The 22,437-nt window shown below is 40.6% G+C and carries 11 protein-coding genes; 5 read left to right on the forward strand and 6 right to left on the reverse strand.

Features of this window, described 5'->3' with window-relative positions; translation table 11 throughout:
* Positions 1–28: 28 nt before the first annotated feature.
* From UH1x_RS02325 to UH1x_RS02335, 3 genes are all read right to left on the reverse strand, one after another.
* Positions 29–430: a hypothetical protein gene (locus UH1x_RS02325; protein WP_482624801.1), complete on the reverse strand. Its 402-nt coding sequence runs from the start codon at positions 428–430 to the stop codon at positions 29–31.
* 81 nt (positions 431–511) lie between these two features.
* A complete protein-coding gene (locus tag UH1x_RS02330; protein WP_482624803.1) occupies positions 512–1,465 on the reverse strand; it encodes a L,D-transpeptidase in 954 nt (317 codons plus the stop codon).
* Positions 1,466–1,515: 50 nt separating this feature from the next.
* Positions 1,516–2,283 carry an LOG family protein gene (locus tag UH1x_RS02335; protein WP_482624805.1) on the reverse strand — a complete coding sequence of 256 codons (768 nt, stop codon included), beginning with the start codon at positions 2,281–2,283 and terminating at the stop codon, positions 1,516–1,518.
* Positions 2,284–2,576: 293 nt separating this feature from the next.
* Between UH1x_RS02335 and pta the strand changes: the two genes are divergently transcribed.
* The 5 genes from pta to UH1x_RS02360 all read left to right on the forward strand — a co-directional run bounded on the left by pta (position 2,577) and on the right by UH1x_RS02360 (position 6,936).
* Positions 2,577–4,670 carry a phosphate acetyltransferase gene (gene pta / locus UH1x_RS02340; RefSeq protein ID WP_482624807.1) on the forward strand — a complete coding sequence of 698 codons (2,094 nt, stop codon included), beginning with the start codon at positions 2,577–2,579 and terminating at the stop codon, positions 4,668–4,670.
* A 10-nt stretch (positions 4,671–4,680) separates the two neighbouring features.
* Positions 4,681–5,865, forward strand: a complete 1,185-nt coding sequence (locus UH1x_RS02345) for an acetate/propionate family kinase (RefSeq protein WP_482624809.1) — start codon at positions 4,681–4,683, stop codon at positions 5,863–5,865.
* Between the two features lie 128 nt (positions 5,866–5,993).
* Positions 5,994–6,323 carry a YtxH domain-containing protein gene (locus tag UH1x_RS02350; protein ID WP_299323934.1) on the forward strand — a complete coding sequence of 110 codons (330 nt, stop codon included), beginning with the start codon at positions 5,994–5,996 and terminating at the stop codon, positions 6,321–6,323.
* Positions 6,324–6,328: 5 nt separating this feature from the next.
* Entirely contained in the window at positions 6,329–6,673 is a 345-nt protein-coding gene (locus tag UH1x_RS02355; RefSeq protein WP_482624811.1) for a phage holin family protein, read from the forward strand.
* 2 nt (positions 6,674–6,675) lie between these two features.
* A complete protein-coding gene (locus tag UH1x_RS02360) occupies positions 6,676–6,936 on the forward strand; it encodes a hypothetical protein (protein ID WP_482624813.1) in 261 nt (86 codons plus the stop codon).
* 292 nt (positions 6,937–7,228) lie between these two features.
* On the opposite strand, the gene UH1x_RS02365 is transcribed toward UH1x_RS02360, so the two are convergent.
* The 3 genes from UH1x_RS02365 to UH1x_RS02375 are packed head-to-tail and all read right to left on the reverse strand — an operon-like array spanning position 7,229 to position 22,336.
* The gene (locus tag UH1x_RS02365) at positions 7,229–9,166 is read right to left on the reverse strand and encodes an OmpA family protein (RefSeq protein ID WP_482624815.1); all 1,938 of its coding nucleotides are present in this window, start codon (positions 9,164–9,166) and stop codon (positions 7,229–7,231) included.
* Between the two features lie 11 nt (positions 9,167–9,177).
* On the reverse strand, positions 9,178–10,110 hold the full coding sequence (locus tag UH1x_RS02370; protein WP_482622705.1) for a PorP/SprF family type IX secretion system membrane protein: 933 nt from the start codon (positions 10,108–10,110) through the stop codon (positions 9,178–9,180).
* Between the two features lie 25 nt (positions 10,111–10,135).
* Complete coding sequence (locus UH1x_RS02375; RefSeq protein ID WP_482624817.1) at positions 10,136–22,336, reverse strand: T9SS type B sorting domain-containing protein; 12,201 nt, start codon at positions 22,334–22,336, stop codon at positions 10,136–10,138.
* Positions 22,337–22,437: the final 101 nt, after the last annotated feature.

A 22,437-nucleotide genomic window follows, 5' to 3' on the forward strand; every position in this document is an offset into this window, starting at 1 on the left:
GAACTAATAAATTAAAAAATCGATTGTATTATGAAATGCGGGGCGGCTGTAAAATGCCTTGTGAGTGTAATGAAGAAGATGGTGCTTGGTAATAGAAATTTGCGTCTGTGTAATCTGAAAAATCTACTTCGTTTAATTCTGATTTATACGTGTTGAAAATTATGTCTGCAACACAAATATGCGATGTTCCATTATGATTAAAAGGTAACTTTTCGTGATCTTTCTTTTCTTCTTGATGTTCGCGTTGATGATCCGCTTTTAATTCACCATAATGTTTAGAAAGAAAAACAATGATATTATCGCCATATTGTTCATTATGAAATTGAGCGTGCTCTATTAATTCATCTAACTGAACAATATCATCATAATGCACACCAAAGCTTTGCAGCATGATGAGCGATGATAACAGTATGGAAAACAGTTTGTTCACGTTAGTAAAATTAATAAAATTATAAGTACTATTATTTAAACTCAGTTTAAACTAAATGGCGAATTAAAACATAATTTGATTTCAATCCTTATTAGATAAATGGTACACATCTCGTAGCACAGAAATGACCATGCCCTCATCATATGTTTTTAAATCATACCTAATTTTAATTTTTGTGCCTAATGGTGCATAATAATATACCCGCCAAGCATCCCCTTCACCAATACCTATACACCCATTAGAATATGCTTTGCCTAAGGTTCTAGGATTTGTAGTGGGATGAATCATTTGTCCATTTCTAATATTATTTATCTCAGTTTCAATCCAAGGTATTTGTGGCATTAAGGTCGTTTTGCCATCATCTCTTCTGGTTACATAAAAACGTTTACCATTTACGGGATTATAAAAATCTGGATGCTTTGCATGCCTTACTATGGTACCTTTTCCTGTTTTTGTTCTTAAATCTGTTACCCGATCTCCAAACTTTAAATACCGCTCTCTATATTGCCCCACCCTAACCGGAAAAGTTTCCAATAAAACAGAATCTTGATAAATACGTAATTTGTATTCTGGTATGTTAACATCAATTTCAGTAGTTGCAAAATCTTCTAATATTTTACAAGCGGTTATTGAATCTGGCAATATCAACTCGCTACCTTTTGGCAAAACAATCATTTGCTTCTGGTCATAAACAAAAGAATCACGCGCCATCATTCTATAATAATCCGTATTCGCCAAAGTATCAATAATCCAAGGATTATTACGTACCAATAGATGTTCAGATAGCGCATATGGCACCAATGTATCGTACTTGCTCACTACAGAATCCATGAATTCAAAATAGTTTCCAACCTTAATATTCTTTAAAATTTTTACGCTCTCAATCTTTTTTGCCACTTCTTTAGGTGGTAATAGTACTGCTGTACTATCTATCTGTAAAGCTCCAATATCTGTCTGTTTCTTAGACTGACAAGAAATAAACACTACTGTGGTGAAAATGATTAAAACTATTTTTATACTATTGATTTTAAGCATGTGGTATTCTTATTTGATAATTCTTAAACATTAAGATTTGAACAATGTTTTTAAGTAGTTCTAACTGACTTTTTCTCGCCAAACCACCACTTGGTTCGCATTGGTTTTTTAATGAGTTTAAATCTTTTGACGGCATGTTCTTTTAAATGTTCTTTCATCTCCTCAACAGAATCGGTCAAGAACATTAAGTCCATATCTTTTTTAGATATACTTTCATTTTCTGCCATCGTTTGTATGTGATGGTATAATTCTTTATGATATTCTTTTCCGAAAATAACCACTGGAAAATCTTGAATCATTTTGGTCTGTATTAAGGTAACCGCTTCAAAAAGCTCATCTAAGGTACCAATGCCACCAGGCAACACCACAAATGCGAAGGAGTACTTGAGCAGTAAAAATTTACGAATAAAGAAATAGGGAATATTTATCCATTTATGTAAATACGGATTTGGTTTTTGCTCATGCGGCAGTATTATGTTACACCCAATAGAATAGCCATTATTTAAGTAAGCACCTTTATTAGCAGCTTCCATAATACCTGGTCCGCCACCTGTCATTACCGTAAAGCCCATTTCTGATAAAGCTTTGCCTACTTCCTCTGCTTGTTTATAATATGGATTATCTTCTTTAAAACGGGCTGATCCAAATACGGTAACACACGGACCAATAAAATGTAGTTTTCTAAACGCCCTAATAAACTGATATTGTACCTTAAACGTAAACCATAATTCTTTAAACCTACTTCGTGGTCCGTCAAGAAAAGCGCGTTCTTCGCTTAAAAAGAAGGAATTAGAATTTGTTTTTATTTCGCTCTGCATTTGGTTCAAAGAATTATTATTAAACCAAATGTAGTTGATACGACCAACGGTGAAAATGACTTATCTCATGTTTATAATATGAGATATGTCATTTTTAAGCAGGCGTATCCTAGCTATTTTTGACACCTTAAATGTGATGCTTAAGCTTCTTGTATTATTAAAATTGTAAAAACCATGACTTCAAATACAACTTTAGAATTATCAACTTTAAACTAAAGTGTCAGATTTTTACAATGTAAGCCCCAATCCGCAAAGAATCCTATAAATTTGTTAAACACTAATCCTTTTTACACGTGAGTAAAGCTATATATATTGTTACTACAGAACCCAATAGTGGAAAATCTATTGTCTCATTAGGTCTAATGCAACTTCTTTTAGGTAGAACTGCCAAAGTAGGCTATTTCAGACCTATTATTGACGATGTACCCAATGGTAAAACTGATAACCACATTGATACTGTTCTAAGCTACTTTAATGTAGATATGAAACCAGAAGAAGCTTATGCATACACGCGTAGCCAAGTGGTCCAATTAAAAAACCAGGACAAAGACGACGAAATCGTAGGGCATATTATACACAAGTATAAAACCATTGAAAATAAATTCGATTTCGTTTTAGTGGAAGGAACCGATTTTTCTGGAGAAGGTGCAATTATTGAGTGGGATATAAACGTGCTTATCGCTAAAAACTTAGGTATACCGGCAGTTATCCTGGCAAGTGGAAAAAATAAAACTCTAGATGAGTTAGTTGGCAACCTTTACATGGCTTACGATTCATTTAAAGAGAAAGGTGTTGAAGTACTGCTAATTGTAGCCAATAAAGTACAACCAGAAAATGTAACTATTGTTTCTAATGGATTAAAAGAAAAACTACCTGATGATATTTTGGTAGGTACCATACCTGTAAACAATGTTTTAGGCAGCCCAACATTGAAAGAGATTGCACAAGAGCTAGATGCTAAAGTTCTTTTTGGTGAAGGTTACATTAATAATCAAGTAGGAAGCTTTAGCGTTGGTGCCATGCAACTACGTAATTACATTACACATTTAAAAGATGATAGCCTGGTAATTACACCTGGTGACCGTGCAGATATTATTCTAGGTGCGCTACAGGCGAACATCTCAACAAATTACCCTAGCCTTTCCGGGATTGTCCTAACCGGCGGTCTACTTCCAGAAGATTCTATTATTAAACTGATAGAAGGACTTTCAGATATTATCCCAATTCTATCGGTTGCAAGAGGTACATTCTATGTTACCAACAAAATCGGTACTATTAGACCGCGTATATATGCTGAAAACACTGAGAAAATACAAACATCTATACAAGAATTTGAGAAACATGTGCCTACCAAAGAATTGGCTGAACGGTTAATTACATTCAAGGCTAAGGGCATTACCCCTAGAATGTTCCAATATAATCTTCTGCAGAAAGCTAAATCTTCTAAAAAACATATTGTTCTACCAGAAGGTTCAGATGAAAGAATTTTAATGGCGACCAAAATGCTAATTGATGCCGATGCCGTTAATATTACCCTTCTAGGAAATAGAGAGCAAATTATTTCAAAAATCACTGAACTAGATATTGATTTAGATATCAATACTATCAATATTATTGACCCAACAACCTCTGAACAATTTTTAGATTACGCCACTACCCTATTTGAATTGCGTAAGCATAAAAATGTAAACTTGGCAATGGCTCAAGATTTAATGGAAGACGTTTCTTATTACGGTACTATGATGGTTCATAAAGGGCACGCAGACGGCATGGTTTCCGGTGCAGTTCATACCACCCAACATACGATTAGACCAGCTCTTCAGTTCATTAAAACAAAACCAGGGGTTTCTATAGTATCCTCTATATTTTTTATGTGCTTACCTAACAGGGTTACCGTTTTTGGCGATTGTGCCATTAATCCTAATCCTAATTCTGAACAATTATCTGAAATTGCCATATCATCCGCTGCTACAAGTGCAGCCTTTGGAATTGAACCTAAAGTAGCTATGCTTTCCTATTCATCAGGTGCTTCAGGTGTTGGTGAAGATGTTGATCGTGTACGTAAGGCTACTGAAATTATTAAAGAGAAAAGACCTGATCTTAAAGTAGAAGGTCCCATTCAATATGATGCTGCGGTAGATGCTAAAGTAGGACTCAGTAAATTGCCAGATTCTGAAGTTGCAGGGCAAGCTAGCGTCTTTATATTCCCTGATTTAAATACAGGTAACAACACGTATAAAGCCGTACAACGTGAAACTGGTGCTTTGGCCATCGGACCAATGTTACAAGGTTTAAACAAACCTGTTAATGATTTAAGTCGTGGCTGTACCGTAGATGATATTTTTAATACCGTAATAATAACTGCTATTCAAGCAGAAGGATTTTAAACCAATTTTCATGAATATTTTAATTATAAATTCCGGAAGTTCTTCTATAAAATATCAACTTTTAGAAATGCCTTCTACCAAGGTTATTTGCGTTGGCTCCATAGAGCGTATTGGTAGTACAGATGCCATATCCAACTATAGAACCGATAACAATAAAGTTGAAAAAATTTATGAAATAGCAAATCACAAAGCCGGTCTAGAACGTATTACCTCACTTTTATTAGATGCTGAAATAGGTGTACTTAAGAGTACCGAAGAAATTGATGCTATTGGGCATCGCGTTGTTCATGGTGGTAGCGATTATACAGAAACCACTTTAATAAACGAAGAGGTTAAGAGTAAGATTAAAATGCTCTCCAGTTTAGCTCCATTACACAACCCTGCTAATTTGCAAGGTATCGTTATGGCAGAAGAAATTTTTACTACGGCAAAACAAGTAGTTGTTTTTGATACCGCCTTTCACGGTACTGTTCCTGTTAAAGCAAAAAAATATGCTATTCCTAATGAACTATATGAGAAAGACGGAATTCAAGCTTATGGATTTCATGGTACTAGCCATAAATATGTTTCAGAAAAAGCAAATGACTATCTACATAAAAAAAACACAAAGTTAATTTCAATCCACCTAGGAAACGGGTGTAGCATTACAGCAATTAAGGACGGAAAAAGTATTGATCACAGTATGGGGTTCGCTCCTTCAAACGGACTTATAATGGGTACCCGTAGTGGAGATATCGATCACTCTATCATTTATTATATGGTGAATACCTTAGGATATAGCTTAAGTGATGTCAACGAATTATTAAACAAAAAAAGTGGAATGCTTGGTCTTACCAATTCTAATGACCTGCGTGATATTGAAGAGGAAGCTAGTAACGGTAATAAAAATTGTATTCTAGCTTTAGAAATGAATGCGTACCGTATAAAGAAATATATCGGAGCATATACTGCTACAATGAACGGACTTGATGCCATCATATTTACTGCAGGTATTGGAGAAAATTCCAGCCTTATGCGTCAATTAGTTTGCAAGGATATGGATTACTTTAATTTTCATCTAGATGATTCTAAAAATGAGCTGAGATCAAAAAATACTAGAGAAGTAAATACAGAAGATTCCAAAGTCAAAATTTTAGTCATCCCTACAAATGAAGAATTAGAAATTGCAAAGCAGGTCTATGAGCTACTTCACTAATTTTCAGTGAAATGTAATCGCAATTTTATTTTTCTGTTTATGCTAGTATAATTTTTGTATATGATTTAAATCATATGTCAAGCATTTTTAAGTGTTTAAATTTATCTTGAAATATTAAATTTAATACTATGCAAAACGATAATGGAAATACTTTATTAGCGATATTAACTGGAGCTGCTATTGGTGCTGGAATAGGAATTTTATATGCACCTGATAAAGGAATTGAAACACGTCATAGAATCAAAAGAAAGGTTGAAGACACCAGTCATGATATAGCTGAAAGAGTTTCTCACGCAAAAGATGAGTTAACAAAAACCGCTAATGAACAGAAAGATGCTTTTGATAAAAAATTAGACGAGGCTATTTCAACGATGAGTTATAAAGCTGATGATATCATTGATAAGTTAGAACAAAAATTAGAAGAATTAAAAGCACAAAACGCTCAACTACATAAATAGCAGTTATGGCTTTTGAAGAATTCAAAAATGACCTCATGGGGCTAAAAACCGAAATGGGGTCATATTTAGAACATAGTGACGAATACTATAGACTTAAAATTTTCAAAGTCTTATCTAAAAATGCTACCGGCATATTAAAGTTTCTCTTAATAGGTTTAAGTAGTCTTTTTGCAATTTTATTTTTGTCATTTGCAGCCTGTTTATGGCTGTCTGAACTAATGAATAGTTATTTCATTGGCTTTATCATAGTAGCCGGGTTTTATATAGTCTTAGCAATAATGCTCTATATATTTAGAGAGCAGCTGAACAAACCTGTACTTAAAAAATTATCCAAATATTATTTTGACTGATTATGAGCAAGCAATACCATTCTTTTGAAGAAATAGATGAACGCTTGAAAGTTCTTAATCTTCAGCGTCTAATTGCACAGGAAAGCATTAAACTACAATTTAATAGCGCTAAAACAGATTTAGTACCACATCAACTAAGACAGGGACTAGGAGCTGCCTTTAGTCAAAAAGGGACTATTAAAAGTTTAGTTATTACTTTCCTTTCCGGTAAGCTACTTGATTTTATTAAAAGTAAAAGAAGGCGCAGTACAAAAGAATTTTAAACTTTCTGTAATTAAGTACTCTTCATTAGACTTGATTTAAGTATTAAATAGAATTTGTTTCAAAATTCTAAAGCATTAGATATTTGCCGAGAATTATTTCTGATGTTTTTTTAACGAATTACGAATGTTAATTCAGCCAATTTAAATTCATAAAAAATCCGATACTTTAGAATTACGATTATGTTTTTCTAAAATATCGGATTCACTATTATATACTACTTATGACTACTTATTAAGTAAGTCCTCTTAACTATCTTCATATTATAAAATAGCTTATTATTTGCTATAAGAGTTACTCTACCACAATAAACTCCGATCTTCTGTTCAGTTGATGGTTCTCTTTGCTACATGGTACATTGTTGCTACAGTCGTTCGTAAGCTCCGTTTCGCCATAGCCTTCATATGAGATCCTATCGCTAGGGATGCCCGCTGCTATTAGGTAATCGGCTGTTGCCTTTGCCCTGTTTGCGGATAAACGCATGTTGTACGCATCGTTAGCACGTGAATCCGTATGCGAGCGTACCTGTACGTTTACACTTGGGTATTCGTTAAGGTATGCCAATACCTTTTCTATGCTGATCTTGGCATCTTCCCTGATGAAGTACTTGTCAAAATCAAAGTAGATCGGCTCTATGTTCAGGTATTTCGCAAGGTCGGTGCCTACAGGTGCCGATGGGTCTACCTGTGCCAATACGATCTCTATGCCCATGGCGTCTTCAGCCTTTACCGTCATAAAGGTCTTGTTGCCTTCTTCATAGTCCGCTTTGGTAGCTACTACCTTGTAACTACCTTCTGCGCAGTTGCCTTCCATTTCGAATGCTCCGTTCTCATCCGTACTCGAGCTAGATACCACTTTGTTGTCCTTGTCGTATACCGTTACCGATGCATCGGTTAACAGTGCATTGGTCTTCTCGTCCTTTACGATTCCCGTAATATTTGTATGACAGGTGAAGTCGAGCGGGGTCATTTCCACAAAACCGTAGATATCGTCATTGCCCTGTCCTCCTTTTCGGTTCGACGCGAAAAAGCCTTTCTTGGTCTCTTCGTTGATAATATATGAAAAGTCGTCTTCCTCCCCGTTCAAAGGACGTCCTACATTGTAGATCTCTCCCCTTTCATTGTTCAGGTCCGTTGCGAAGACGTCAAGTCCCCCTAGTCCCGGATGCCCGTCCGAAGAGAAATATAGTTTATTAGATTCCGTTACGAACGGAAAGGTCTCCCTTGCCTCCGTGTTGATTCTTGGTCCTAGGTTCTTCGGTGTACCAAAAGTACCGTCCGTGTTGATGTCCACAACATAGATATCCGATTCCCCTTTCGTTCCCGGCATGTCCGAGGCGAAATACAATTTGGTTTCATCGTTGTTCAGCGTAGGATGTGCTACCGAATAGCTGTCACCGTTGAAAGGCAGTTCCTCTATATTTTTCCATTCATTGTTTTCTTTGGTAGCCCTGTATATCTTTAACCTACTTACCCCTTCTTCGTCCCTTTCGAACTTGCCCTCGTCGGAGTTGTTCCTTGTAAAGTACATTGTCTGTCCGTCCTTGGTGAATGCCGTCGACGATTCATGGGTCTTCTTGTTCAGTTGCTTGCTCAGCTTGTCCACATTGGTAAAGTTACCTTGATCGTCCTGTGCCGCTTTGTACAGGTTCAAGAAAGAACCATTGTTCCATTTATGGATGTTCTTCGTTAGCAGTCCGCTGTCCCTTGCCGTAGAGAACACCAGTCCGTCTTCATAGAAAGAGGGCGCAAAGTCCGATACCTTCGAGTTCAGCCCGATGTTCTTTAGTTCGTACCTGCCCGAGCGTTCCTCGATCTGTTCCAGATAATCCTGGTTTTCTCCAAAAGTGATGGCACGTTGATCGTTCGCTTTTGCGTTCTTGAACTTGTTCATCCATGTGTCGGATTCCGTATAGTTCTCCAATGACTTCAAGGTCTGTGCGTAGCGGTACATATACTCCGGGTCGATATCCGCGCCTTCCAATGCGAACAGTTTGCCGTACCAGCTAGATGCCTCTTCGTAGTTCGCGTTCAGATAGTTCGCGTTGCCGAGGTTCTTATAGATATCCTCCTCCGTATTCCCGTCCTTTACCAATTGCTCGTACGATCGTATCGCGGAGGCATAGGCATAGTTCGTGAATTTCGTGTCCGCTTTCTGTATCTTCTTGTCCTGTGCGTTTGCCATCATAGCCATTACCGCCAAGCCACAAAAAATATATCCTGTTTTTTTCATGTCGTTTTTTATTAAAAGAATCTTGGGGTGATCACTCGTTTGTATTTGTTCAAGAACTCGTACCTCAGCATGATCTCGAAGGATCCGTCGTTGAACGTGGTAGCTCCAAGGTCCGTCGTTTCCTTGTCATATGCCAGACCCAGCATCAACTGGTCGTTCAGCTGGAAACCGAACAGTGCGCTGATCGCCGCGTCCCATCTATACGCCGCTCCCAAGGAGAACTTGTCGTTGAACAGGAAGTTCGCGCTCAGGTCTACCTGTAACGGTGCGCCTTTTACAGCTTTTACAAGTGCCGCAGGTTTGAACTTTACATCGTTCTTTAGTTCGAACACATAGCCCGTGATCAGATAGAGGTTCATACGCTCCTGCGCGATCAAACTGGAACTGTTCGTATCGGAACTGTCGAAATGTTCGGTTTGCAGGAAGTTCGGTACCGATAGTCCCGTATAGAAACGGTCCGTATGGTAATAGATACCAGCACCGAAGTTCGGCGAGAACTTGTTGTCGATATTCGGCAGGTTGCTCTCCGCCCCGTAGTTCCTCAGTTTCGTAAAGTCCACGTTGAACAGGTGTCCGCCCGCTTTTAGACCGAACGACAGCTTCCCCTCCTCTGAGGTCTTTACCGTATAGCTGAACGCCGCATCGATATAGGTATCCTGGTTGGTACCGTTTCCGATTTCGTCGTTCACTACGGACAATCCCAATCCTACATGTTCGGATACCGGGGTATGGAAGTTAAGTGTCTGCGTCGTAGGTGCGCCGTCAAGCCCCACCCACTGTGAACGATGGAGTGCCGCTATGCTCAATACTCCCCGTGAACCTGCATACGCAGGGTTCACCGATATCGTATTGTACATGTACTGCGTGTACTGCGCATCTTGCTGCGCATGACCCATAAAGAGTCCCGCAACGGTAATTATAATGGTTAGAAAATATTTGTTCATCGTATCTTTTTTAAAGGGGATTTTTTTATCTGTTGATGTATAGGTAGCCGGACTTGTCCAAGTTATCTCCGTTGTTATTATACTTGATTACATAGAAATAGACACCCACTGGCAATTCTTCATCTTGACCAATGGTAGCTCTACCATCAGATGCTCCCCTGAATACATTGGTGTTGTTATCGTAGCCGCTCATCTCGTATACCACGATTCCCCAACGGTTATAAATCTGTACCGTATTGTTAGGGAAAGACTCGATATTTTCTATTCTGAAAAAGTCGTTCGTACCGTCACCGTCAGGTGTAATAACCTCATTGGCAACCGCTATACCAGAGTCAACTACTTCTGCATTACAACCAGCATCTAAGGTAGGAACACCACCAATTGAATCACATGGGTCCAATGGATCAGTGCCATCCTCAACTTCTTGTCCATCCGGTATAGTATCACCATCGGTATCCGCATTGTAAGAATCTGTTCCTATCGCATCCTCTTGGGATGTAGTCAATCCATCTCCATCACAATCACTATCTGGCAATGCTGTACCACCTACATGGTCACAATCATCTAAAGGATTTGTTGCATCCAATAATTCCTGTCCATCTAAAATACCATCATCATCTGAATCAGGATCATTAGGATCGGTACCTAAAGATGCTTCTTCATCAGTTGTCAATCCATCTTCATCACAATCCGAAGTCCCTAATGGAGCTCCTCCATTTGAATCACAATCGTTCAATGGATCTGTGCCGTCAGAAATTTCTTGACTATCTGAAATACCATCTCCATCTGTATCCTCATTATAAGGATCTGTACCGTTAGTAACTTCAGTTCCATTTACAATACCATCTCCATCACAATCTGCAGAAGCCCAAATGGTGTTACTTTCGAAATACCCTGTGTAACCAATTGCTTGTTCTGGATCACATGGATCTAATAAATCTGTACCATTTGTTGTTTCTAAATCATCTGAAACACCATCTCCATCAGTATCATTGTTGTAAGGATCGGTACCATTGGTAACTTCAGTACCATTATCGATTCCATCACCATCACAATCAGCAGCTGCCCAAATAGCATTACTTACATCGTAACCATCATAACCTGCTACTTGAATAGGGTCACAAGGATTTAAAGGATCCGTTCCATTCGAATCTTCCAAACCATCAGTTATACCATCTCCATCTGTATCTGTGTTATATGCATCGGTTCCGTTTGTAAATTCAGTTCCATTATCAATTCCATCACCATCACAATCAGCCGCTGCCCAAATGGCATTATCTGCATCATAACCTGTGTAACCTGCAACCTGGACTGGAGCACATGGATTTAACGCATCAGTATCAATATCATCAGGAACACCATCTCCATCGGTATCCGTATTATATGGATCTGTGCCGTTAGTAACCTCTGTACTATTAATAATTCCGTCTCCATCACAATCTGCAGCTGCCCAAATAGCATTGCTTGCATCATAGCCAGTATAACCAGCTACTTGAATAGGATCGCAAGGATTCAATGCATCAGAGCCATTAACTGTTTCCAAATTATCTGAAACACCATCACCATCTGTATCATTATTGTAAGAATCTGTACCATTTGTATCTTCCACGCCGTTAGTTATTCCATCACCATCACAATCAGCAGCTGCCCAAATAGCATTACTTGCATCATAACCTGTATAACCTGTTGTCTGAACCGGATTACAAGGGTCTAAAGCATCTGAATCAATATCATCAGGAATTCCGTCGCCATCGGTATCCGTGTTATAAGGATCTGTACCATTCGTATCTTCCACTCCGTTAGTTATTCCATCACCATCACAATCAGCAGCTGCCCAAATAGCATTGCTTGCATCGTAATCTGTATAACCAGCCGCTTGAACCGGATCACATGGATTTAATGCATCTGAATCCAAATCATCTGGAACTCCGTCTCCATCCGTATCCGTATTATAAGGGTCCGTACCATTGGCCACTTCAGTACCATTAGTAACTCCGTCACCATCACAATCTGCAGCTGCCCAAATAGCATTACTTGCATCATAACCAATATAACCTGCTGCCTGAACTGGATCACAAGGATCTAAAGCATCTGAATCAATATCATCAGGGATTCCGTCGCCGTCAGTATCATTATTATAAGGGTCTGTACCATTGGCCACTTCAGTATCATTAGTGACTCCATCTCCGTCACAATCCGCAGCTGCCCAAATAGCATTGCTTGCATCGTAACCTGTATAACCTTCAGCTTGAACTGGATCACAAGGATTCAAAGCATCTGCATCTGTGTTGTCAGGAACACCATCACCATCAGTATCGGTATCATAAGGATCCGTTCCATTGGAATCTTCTGTTCCATTTGTTATCCCGTCTCCGTCACAATCAGCACCTGCCCAAATGGCATTGTTTGCATTGTAACCTGTATAACCTGCAATCTGAATTGGATCACAAGGATTGGTTCCTTCAGCATCAGCATTGTCAGGAACACCGTCTCCGTCAGTATCCGTATTATATGGATCTGTACCATTAGAATCTTCTACTCCGTTACTTACACCATCTCCGTCACAATCTGCAGCTGCCCAGATAGCATTACTAACATCATAGCCTATGTAACCAGCTACTTGAACTGGATTACAAGGGTCTAAAGCGTCACTATCCGTGTTATCGGGAACGCCGTCGCCATCGGTATCCGTATTATAAGGATCGGTACCATTAGTTACCTCTATACTATTGATTATTCCGTCTCCATCACAATCCGCTGCTGCCCAAATAGCATTGCTTGCATCATAACCTGTATAACCTGCAGCCTGAACTGGGTCACATGGATCTAAAGTATCGCTATCCGTGTTATCAGGAACTCCGTCACCATCGGTATCGGTATTATAAGGGTCGGTACCATTGGTATCTTCCGTTCCATTTGTTACTCCATCGTTATCACAATCTGCAGCTGCCCAAATAGCATTGCTTGCATCGTAACCTGTATAACCTGCTGCTTGAATAGGATCACAAGGATCTAAAGCATCTGAATCAATATCATCAAGAATGCCGTCACCATCGGTATCATTGTTATAAGGATCGGTGCCATTGGTATCTTCCGTCCCATTCGTTATTCCATCAGAATCACAATCAGCTGCTGCCCAAATAGCATTGCTTGCATCATAACCTGTATAACCTGCTGCCTGAACTGAATCACAAGGATTTAATGCGTCACTATCCGTATTATCGGGAATGCCATCACCATCGGTATCTGTATTATAAGGATCGGTACCATTTGTATCTTCTGTTCCATTTGTTACTCCATCACTATCACAATCCGCAGCTGCCCAAATGGCATTGCTTGCATCATAACCTGTATAACCAGCCGCTTGAACTGGATCACATGGATTTAATGCATCTGAATCAATATCATCAGGAACGCCGTCGCCATCGGTATCCGTATTATAAGGGTCCGTTCCATTGGTATCCTCTGTTCCATTTGTTACTCCATCCGAGTCACAATCCGCAGCTGCCCAAATAGCATTGCTTGCATCGTAACCTATATAACCTGCTGCCTGTACCGGATCGCAAGGGTCTAAAGCATCACTATCCGTATTATCGGGAACACCATCACCATCGGTATCGGTATTATATGGATCGGTACCATTAGTATCCTCCGTTCCATTTGCAATTCCGTCACCATCACAATCCGCTACTGCCCAAATAGCATTGTTCGCATCGTAACCTGTGTAACCTGCTGCTTGAACTGGATTACAAGGATCTAAAGCATCGCTATCCGTGTTATCGGGGACACCATCACCATCCGTATCGGTATTATATGGATCTGTTCCGTTGGTATCTTCCGTTTCGTTTGTTACTCCATCACTATCACAATCCGCTGCTGCCCAAATAGCATTGCTTGCATCGTAACCTGTATAACCTGCTGCCTGTACCGGAGCACAAGGATCTAAAGGGGCACTATCCGTATTATCGGGAACACCGTCACCATCGGAATCTGTATTATATGGATCGGTACCATTAGTTACTTCAGTACCATTTGCAATTCCGTCACTATCACAATCAGCAGCTGCCCAAATAGCATTGCTTGCATCGTAACCTGTATAACCAGCCGCTTGAACCGGATCGCAAGGATCTAAAGCATCACTGTCAGTATTATCAGGGACACCATCACCATCGGTATCGGTATTATAAGGATCGGTACCATTGGTATCTTCTAATCCATTGGACACGCCATCATTATCACAATCCGCAGCTGCCCAAATAGCATTGCTTGCATCATAACCTGTATAACCTGCTGCCTGTACCGGATCGCAAGGATCTAAAGCATCACTGTCAGTATTATCAGGGACACCATCACCATCGGTATCCGTATTGTAAGGATCCGTACCATTGGTATCTTCCGTTCCATTGGTCACGCCATCATTATCACAATCTGCAGCTGCCCAAATAGCATTGCTTGCATCATAACCTGTATAACCTGCTGTCTGTATTGGATCGCAAGGGTCTAGAGCGTCACTATCTGTATTATCGGGAACACCATCACCATCGGTATCCGTATTATAAGGATCAGTACCATTAGTATCCTCCGTTCCATTTGCAATTCCGTCACTATCACAATCCGCAGCTGCCCAAATAACATTGCTCGCATCGTAACCTGTGTAACCTGCTGCTTGAACTGGATCACAAGGATCTAATGCATCGCTATCCGTGTTATCAGGAACTCCGTCTCCATCGGTATCTGTATTATAAGGATCGGTACCATTGGTATCTTCTGTTCCATTTGTTACTCCATCACTATCACAATCAGCAGCTGCCCAAATGGTATTGCTTGCATCGTAACCTTTATAACCTGCTGCTTGAACAGGAGCACAAGGATCTAAAGCGGTACTATCCGTATTATCGGGAACACCATCACCATCGGTATCGGTATTATATGGATCGGTACCATTGGTATTTTCCGTTCCATTGGTCACGCCATCTCCGTCACAATCCGCTGCTGCCCAAATAGCATTGCTTGCATCGTAACCTGTATAACCTGCTGCCTGTAACGGATCACATGGATCAAGGGAATCCGTATTATTGGTTACCTCTGTTTGATTATTCACTCCATCACCATCACAATCACCAGTATTCCAAGCTGCTGAAGGTGCAACTGTTGCACTACCGATAATATAGCTACATAAGTCTAAAGGATCTGTTCCATTTATATTAATTTCAGTTCCATCCAAGACACCATCGCCATCAGAATCTGCATTTGTAGGATCCGTACCTGCAGTAGTTTCTTCATCTGTTGTTAAACCATCATTATCACAGTCGCTTGTTCCTAATGGACTTCCTCCATTAGAATTACAATCATCCAACGGATCCGTTAAATCAGTTTTCACTTCTGTTCCATCTAAAATTCCGTCGCCATCAGTATCTGGATTTGCCGGATCTGTTCCTGCTGTAGTTTCTTCATCGTTGGTAAGACCATCTCCATCACAATCATTGGTCCCTTGAGGACGCCAATCTGGATGCCCATTATCTACACATGGGTCAGTGTCATCAATATCTGCTAAATCACAAATATTATCATTGTCCAAATCTTGACATTCAGGCGTCTCAATAGAGAAAATAGCATCTGCACAAATTGTACCATTACAAACTCGGTAATCTATAGTTACCGTGGTATTATTTTCTGCATTGGTAGGCGTATAAGAAATTTCACCTGTTGTTTGATTTATTACAATCATACCTGCTGCACTACCTGTACCTAGGTCTGTAATTATACTACCTGGTAAAAAGTCGTCATTGAATAAAATATTTACTGTTTTCTCAACCAATACTGTGGCTGTTGTATAATCATCTGTTGCTGTTGGAGCAAAAGGATTAGGATCTGTACCATTATTATTTCCATCATCATCACAATCGGCCGCTGCCCAAATAGCATTGCTAGAATCAAAACCTGTATAACCAGGAGCTTGTGCTGGCAAACATGGATCTAATGCATCACTGTCCGTATTATCGGGAACGCCGTCACCATCGGTGTCGTCACTGTATGGATCTGTTCCATTGGTATCTTCCGTTCCGTTTGTTACACCGTCAGCGTCACAATCCGCTGCTGCCCAAATGGCATTGCTAGCATCATAACCTGTATAACCTGCGGCCTGAACCGGATCACAAGGATTTAAAGCATCAGCATCTGTGTTGTCAGGAACACCATCACCATCGGTATCGGTATTATAGGGATCAGTTCCATTGGTATCCTCTGTTCCGTTTGTTACTCCATCACTATCACAATCCGCAGCTGCCCAAATGGCATTGCTTGCATCATAACCTGTATAACCTGCGGCCTGAACCGGATCACATGGATTTAAAGCATCTGAATCTGTATTATCGGGAACACCATCACCATCAGTGTCGTCACTGTATGGATCTGTTCCGTTGGTATCTTCCGTTCCATTGGTCACTCCATCACCATCACAATCAGCTGCTGCCCAAATAGCATTGTTTGCATTGTAACCTGTATAACCTGCTACCTGAACCGGATCACAAGGATCTAGAGGAGCTGAATCCGTATTATCGGGAACACCATCGCCATCAGTGTCGCCACTGTATGGATCTGTTCCGTTGGTATCTTCCGTTCCATTTGTTACTCCGTCAGCGTCACAATCCGCTGCTGCCCAAATAGCGTTGCTCGCGTCGTAACCTGTATAACCTGCGGCCTGAACCGGGTCACAAGGGTCTAAAGCATCACTGTCCGTATTATCGGGAACACCGTCTCCATCGGTGTCCGTATTGTAAGGATCGGTACCATTGGTAACTTCAGAACCATTGGTAACTCCGTCACCGTCACAATCCGCAGCTGCCCAAATGGCATTGCTCGCGTCGTAACCTGTATAACCTGCAGCCTGCACAGGATCACAAGGATCTAGAGGAGCTGTATCCGTACTATCGGGAACACCATCACCATCGGTGTCGCCACTGTATGGATCTGTTCCGTTGGTATCTTCTGTTCCGTTTGTTACTCCGTCATTATCACAATCCGCTGCTGCCCAAATGGCATTGCTAGCGTCATAACCTGTATAACCTGCGGCCTGAACTGGATCACAAGGATTTAAAGCATCTGAATCCGTATTATCGGGAACACCATCACCATCGGTGTCGCCACTGTATGGATCCGTTCCGTTGGTATCTTCCGTTCCGTTTGTTACTCCATCATTATCACAATCCGCTGCTGCCCAAATGGCATTGCTCGCGTCGTAACCTGTGTAACCTGCGGCCTGAACCGGATCACATGGATTTAAAGCATCTGTATCTGTATTATCGGGAACACCATCACCATCGGTATCCGTATTGTAAGGATCCGTACCATTGGTATCTTCCGTTCCATTGGTCACGCCATCATTATCACAATCAGCAGCTGCCCAAATAGCGTTGCTTGCATCGTAACCTGTATAACCTGCGGCCTGAACTGGATCACAAGGATCTAAAGGAGCTGAATCCGTATTATCGGGAACACCATCACCATCGGTATCTGTATTATAAGGATCGGTACCATTGGTAACTTCAGAACCATTGGTAACTCCGTCACCATCACAATCCGCTGCTGACCAAATGGCATTGCTAGCGTCGTAACCTGTATAACCTGCGGTCTGAACCGGATCACATGGATCTAGAGCATCACTGTCCGTATTATCGGGAACTCCGTCACCATCGGTATCCGTATTATAAGGATCGGTACCATTGGTAACTTCAGAACCATTGGTAACTCCGTCACCATCACAATCCGCTGCTGCCCAAATGGCATTGGTAGCGTCATAACCTGTATAACCTGCGGCCTGAACCGGATCACATGGATCTAAAGGAGCTGTATCCGTACTATCGGGAACACCATCACCATCGGTGTCGCCACTGTATGGATCCGTTCCGTTGGTATCTTCCGTTCCGTTTGTTACTCCATCATTATCACAATCCGCTGCTGCCCAAATGGCATTGCTAGCGTCATAACCTGTGTAACCTGCGGCCTGAACCGGATCACATGGATCTAAAGGAGCTGAATCCGTATTATCGGGAACGCCGTCACCATCGGTGTCCGTATTGTAAGGGTCCGTTCCATTGGTATTCTCTGTTCCATTTGTTACTCCGTCACCATCACAATCCGCTGCTGCCCAAATAGCATTGCTCGCGTCGTAACCTGTGTAACCTGCGACCTGAACCGGATCACAAGGGTCCAATGCATCACTGTCCGTATTATCGGGAACACCATCACCATCGGTATCCGTATTGTAAGGATCCGTACCATTGGTATCTTCCGTTCCATTGGTCACGCCATCATTATCACAATCAGCAGCTGCCCAAATAGCGTTGCTTGCATCGTAACCAGTATAACCTGCGGCCTGAACTGGATCACAAGGATCTAAAGGAGCTGAATCCGTATTATCGGGAACACCATCGCCATCAGTGTCGCCACTGTATGGATCCGTTCCGTTGGTATCTTCCGTTCCATTTGTTACTCCGTCAGCGTCACAATCCGCTGCCGCCCAAATGGCATTGCTAGCGTCGTAACCTGTATAACCTGCGGCCTGAACCGGATCACATGGATCTAGAGCATCACTGTCCGTATTATCGGGAACTCCGTCACCATCGGTATCCGTATTATAAGGATCGGTACCATTGGTAACTTCAGAACCATTGGTAACTCCGTCACCATCACAATCCGCTGCTGCCCAAATGGCATTGCTCGCGTCGTAACCTGTGTAACCTGCGACCTGAACCGGATCACATGGATTTAAAGCATCTGTATCTGTATTATCGGGAACACCATCACCATCGGTATCCGTATTGTAAGGATCTGTTCCGTTGGTATCTTCTGTTCCATTGGTCACGCCATCATTATCACAATCAGCAGCTGCCCAAATAGCGTTGCTTGCATCGTAACCTGTATAACCTGCGGCCTGAACTGGATCACAAGGATCTAAAGGAGCTGAATCCGTATTATCGGGAACACCATCGCCATCAGTGTCGCCACTGTATGGATCTGTTCCGTTGGTATCTTCCGTTCCATTGGTAACTCCGTCAGCGTCACAATCCGCTGCTGCCCAAATGGCATTGCTAGCGTCGTAACCTGTATAACCTGCGGCCTGAACCGGATCACAAGGGTCAAGAGAATCTGTATTATTGGTAGCTTCAGTTTGGTTATCGATTCCATCACCATCACAATCTGCTGTATTCCAAGCTACAGAAGGAGTTTCCGTTGCGCTAGCAATATCATAACTACATAGGTTTAAAGGATCGGTTCCATCTACGGTTATTTCCGTACCATCCAATACACCATCTCCATCAGAATCCGGATTTGTTGGGTCTGTACCAGCCGTTGCCTCTTCGGCTTCCGTTAATCCGTCATTATCACAATCACTTGTACTTAAAGGAGTACCACCAATAGACTCACAATCGTTTGTTGGATCTGTATTATCTGTATTTACTTCTGTACCGTCATCAATACCATCTCCATCACTATCTGCATTATAGGGGTCAGTACCTGCCGTTGCTTCTTCATCATTTGTTAAGCCGTCACCATCACAATCATTGGTACCTTGAGGTTGCCAATATGAATCACTTTGAGGAGCACACGGATCGTTGATAGTAGATGCATCTTCAGCAACATCACAAACATTGTCACCATCTGCATCTGCACAAGCAGGAATAGTAATGAAGTATGTAGCTGTATCACATACGCTACCGTTACATACGCGGTAATCTATGGTAACCGTACTAGGATTTTCGCTTACTAAAGCTGTATATGTTATTTCACCTGTTGCTTGATTGATAGCTATAATACCTGCTGCAGTACCTGTACCTAAATCTGTAATAGTGCTACCAACTAAAAAATCATCGTTATTTAAAATATTGAATACTTTTGCTACCCCTACATCTGCATTAGTATAATCATCTGTAGCAGTTGGCGCAAAAGGATTTGGATCCGTATCATTTATATTTCCATCATTATCACAATCCGCAGCTGCCCAAACTGCATAATTTTCAGCTGTAGTCAAAGGAACTGTTTCGTTGGTAACCGAACAAGGGTCTGATGGATCTGTACCATTTGAAACCTCTGTTCCATTTGTTTCTCCATCACCATCACAATCAGTAGCATTCCAAATTGGATCTACATTTGCTGTATTTTGATTTGAACTATATACACAAGGATCGTTAGGGTCAGGATCACTTGTATCTGGATCTCCGTCCCCGTCATCATCACTATTTTCTATTATTATAGTTTCTTCTAAATCGTCTAATGTCTCGTTGGAGTCTACCTGATCTTGACTATTAGAAACCGTATTAGTTACTGTTATCTCTTTTGTAGTCGCCTCAATTACATCTGGTGTGGCTACAATGGTCAACGTTTGTTGTTCTCCTTTTGTCATGGTACCAATACTCCAATTTGGAGAAGTCCATGATCCTGAAGATGGCGTTGCACTAGTTAATGACAAACCTGAAGGTAAAACATCATTTATAACAACATTTGTAACATCATTAATACCTAAACTTTCAACTGTAATTGTAAATGTTACGGATTCATCTTCCGAATAAACATTTTTATCAGCTGTTTTTACAACCGCTATATCTGGGTTGCAGTAATACATATTAATTACATTAGAGTCATAAAAACACCCACCTGCTGAAACCTTAACGAAGTAATCACCAATTTCGGTTGGGGTGATTGTCGATGAATTAGCACCTGGAATCAGTACATTATCCTTATACCATTGATAGGTATCAAAACTACTAAGTAATTCTATTTCGCCACCTAAACATCCGCCTCCTGAAATAGTATAATCTACTACCGGAACCGTATCGAAACCAGAAAAATATCCACCTAAACCCAATGCACCACTTAGACCTACAACACCTACTGCTATAGGTCCAGTAGATTCTACGGAAACATTTCCTGAAAGGTTAGGTAAGTAAAAACTTTTCCACGGTAACCCTGAAGCCATTTGAGCAGCAGGCATAGTTACTGTACCTGTACCATCTGTTACGATTATATTTTCATCTAAAGTCGTTGTCGATGCCAAAATTGTAAGTCCTCCCGAAATATTAACCCCAACTAAATCTTCTATATTTACTATATTGCTTAATGTATTAGGCAACAAACAGTTGACAGGCGCAATAAAGTTTAATCCTGTAGTTGCAACACTAGTACTACCCGCTAAACTCTGATAGGCATACACATTATTAGAAGTTGTGACCGTAATATTGCTACCTGCTGTTGAACCTGAATAATTAGAACCTGGAATTAAATAGTATTCTCCTTCGTTAATTGTGGCAATTGGTGTTGAAGATCCATTAACGAATATATCAGTACCATTAACTGTACCTATTATTATTGGAAATTCTAATCTATCTGAACCACCACCTCTTACAAAAACATATTCTCTACCTACACTCTCTATGGGCACAGGTTGATCAATACCCGCATCTTGAGCATTAGACGTTTCAACTACACCTACTAAAATATTACCATTACTGATAACAATATCTTTATCAGAAAGAATATCTGCACCAAGCCAACCGTCTTTATTGGCATCTACACCAGCACCTCTACTTTCAACAACATAACTCTGACCTTTGTTAAGGGTTACTGTAATAGTGTCATCTGTGAGCCCAAAAACATCCGCTTGTAATCTAAATTCACAATTTGGATCATAGTCAGAAATAGTAATCGTTGTATTGTCTTCAGTTGCCATAATACCCAAAGTGGCATTATGAATATTTCTATTTCGTATTAATGGAACCCCTCCCCATTTAAAATGCGTACCAAATGCGGCTCTACCTTTTGCAGTCAATGACGCACCTTGCGCACTATTTCTTCCTCTATAGTTGACATAAAATTTTCCTCCTCCCGGAGCTTCAAATCGAAGTCCACTATCACTTAAAACAATTCCTACATTGGTTGCATTTACCATTGTGATATCATTATTACCATTTGGCAAAGCATAAACATATGGATTGGAATTGGATACACTGACAATAACCGGTACTGTAGATGTGCCTTGATAGATATATACATCGAAAGGTGTCGTTTCTGGTGTAGATAAATAAACAGCTTGATTATTCATATCCGCAGCTCTTTGTCTCAAAGGCGGTAAGTAATGCAAATCACTAAGCTGTGCATAAGATGCGGCAGTTATAAAAAATAAAAAAAGAAATGTTATACAGTTCTTAATTATGGAAGTCTTTATATTCATGGCAATTTATTGAAGACCTAAACTAGATTCTAAAATCTTGTTGGTAATGTGTAAAATATTATAGTATTCTAACTTTTAATTACGTCAGATTCATTCAATAG

It is taken from the genome of Maribacter sp. UH1 (assembly GCF_056839145.1).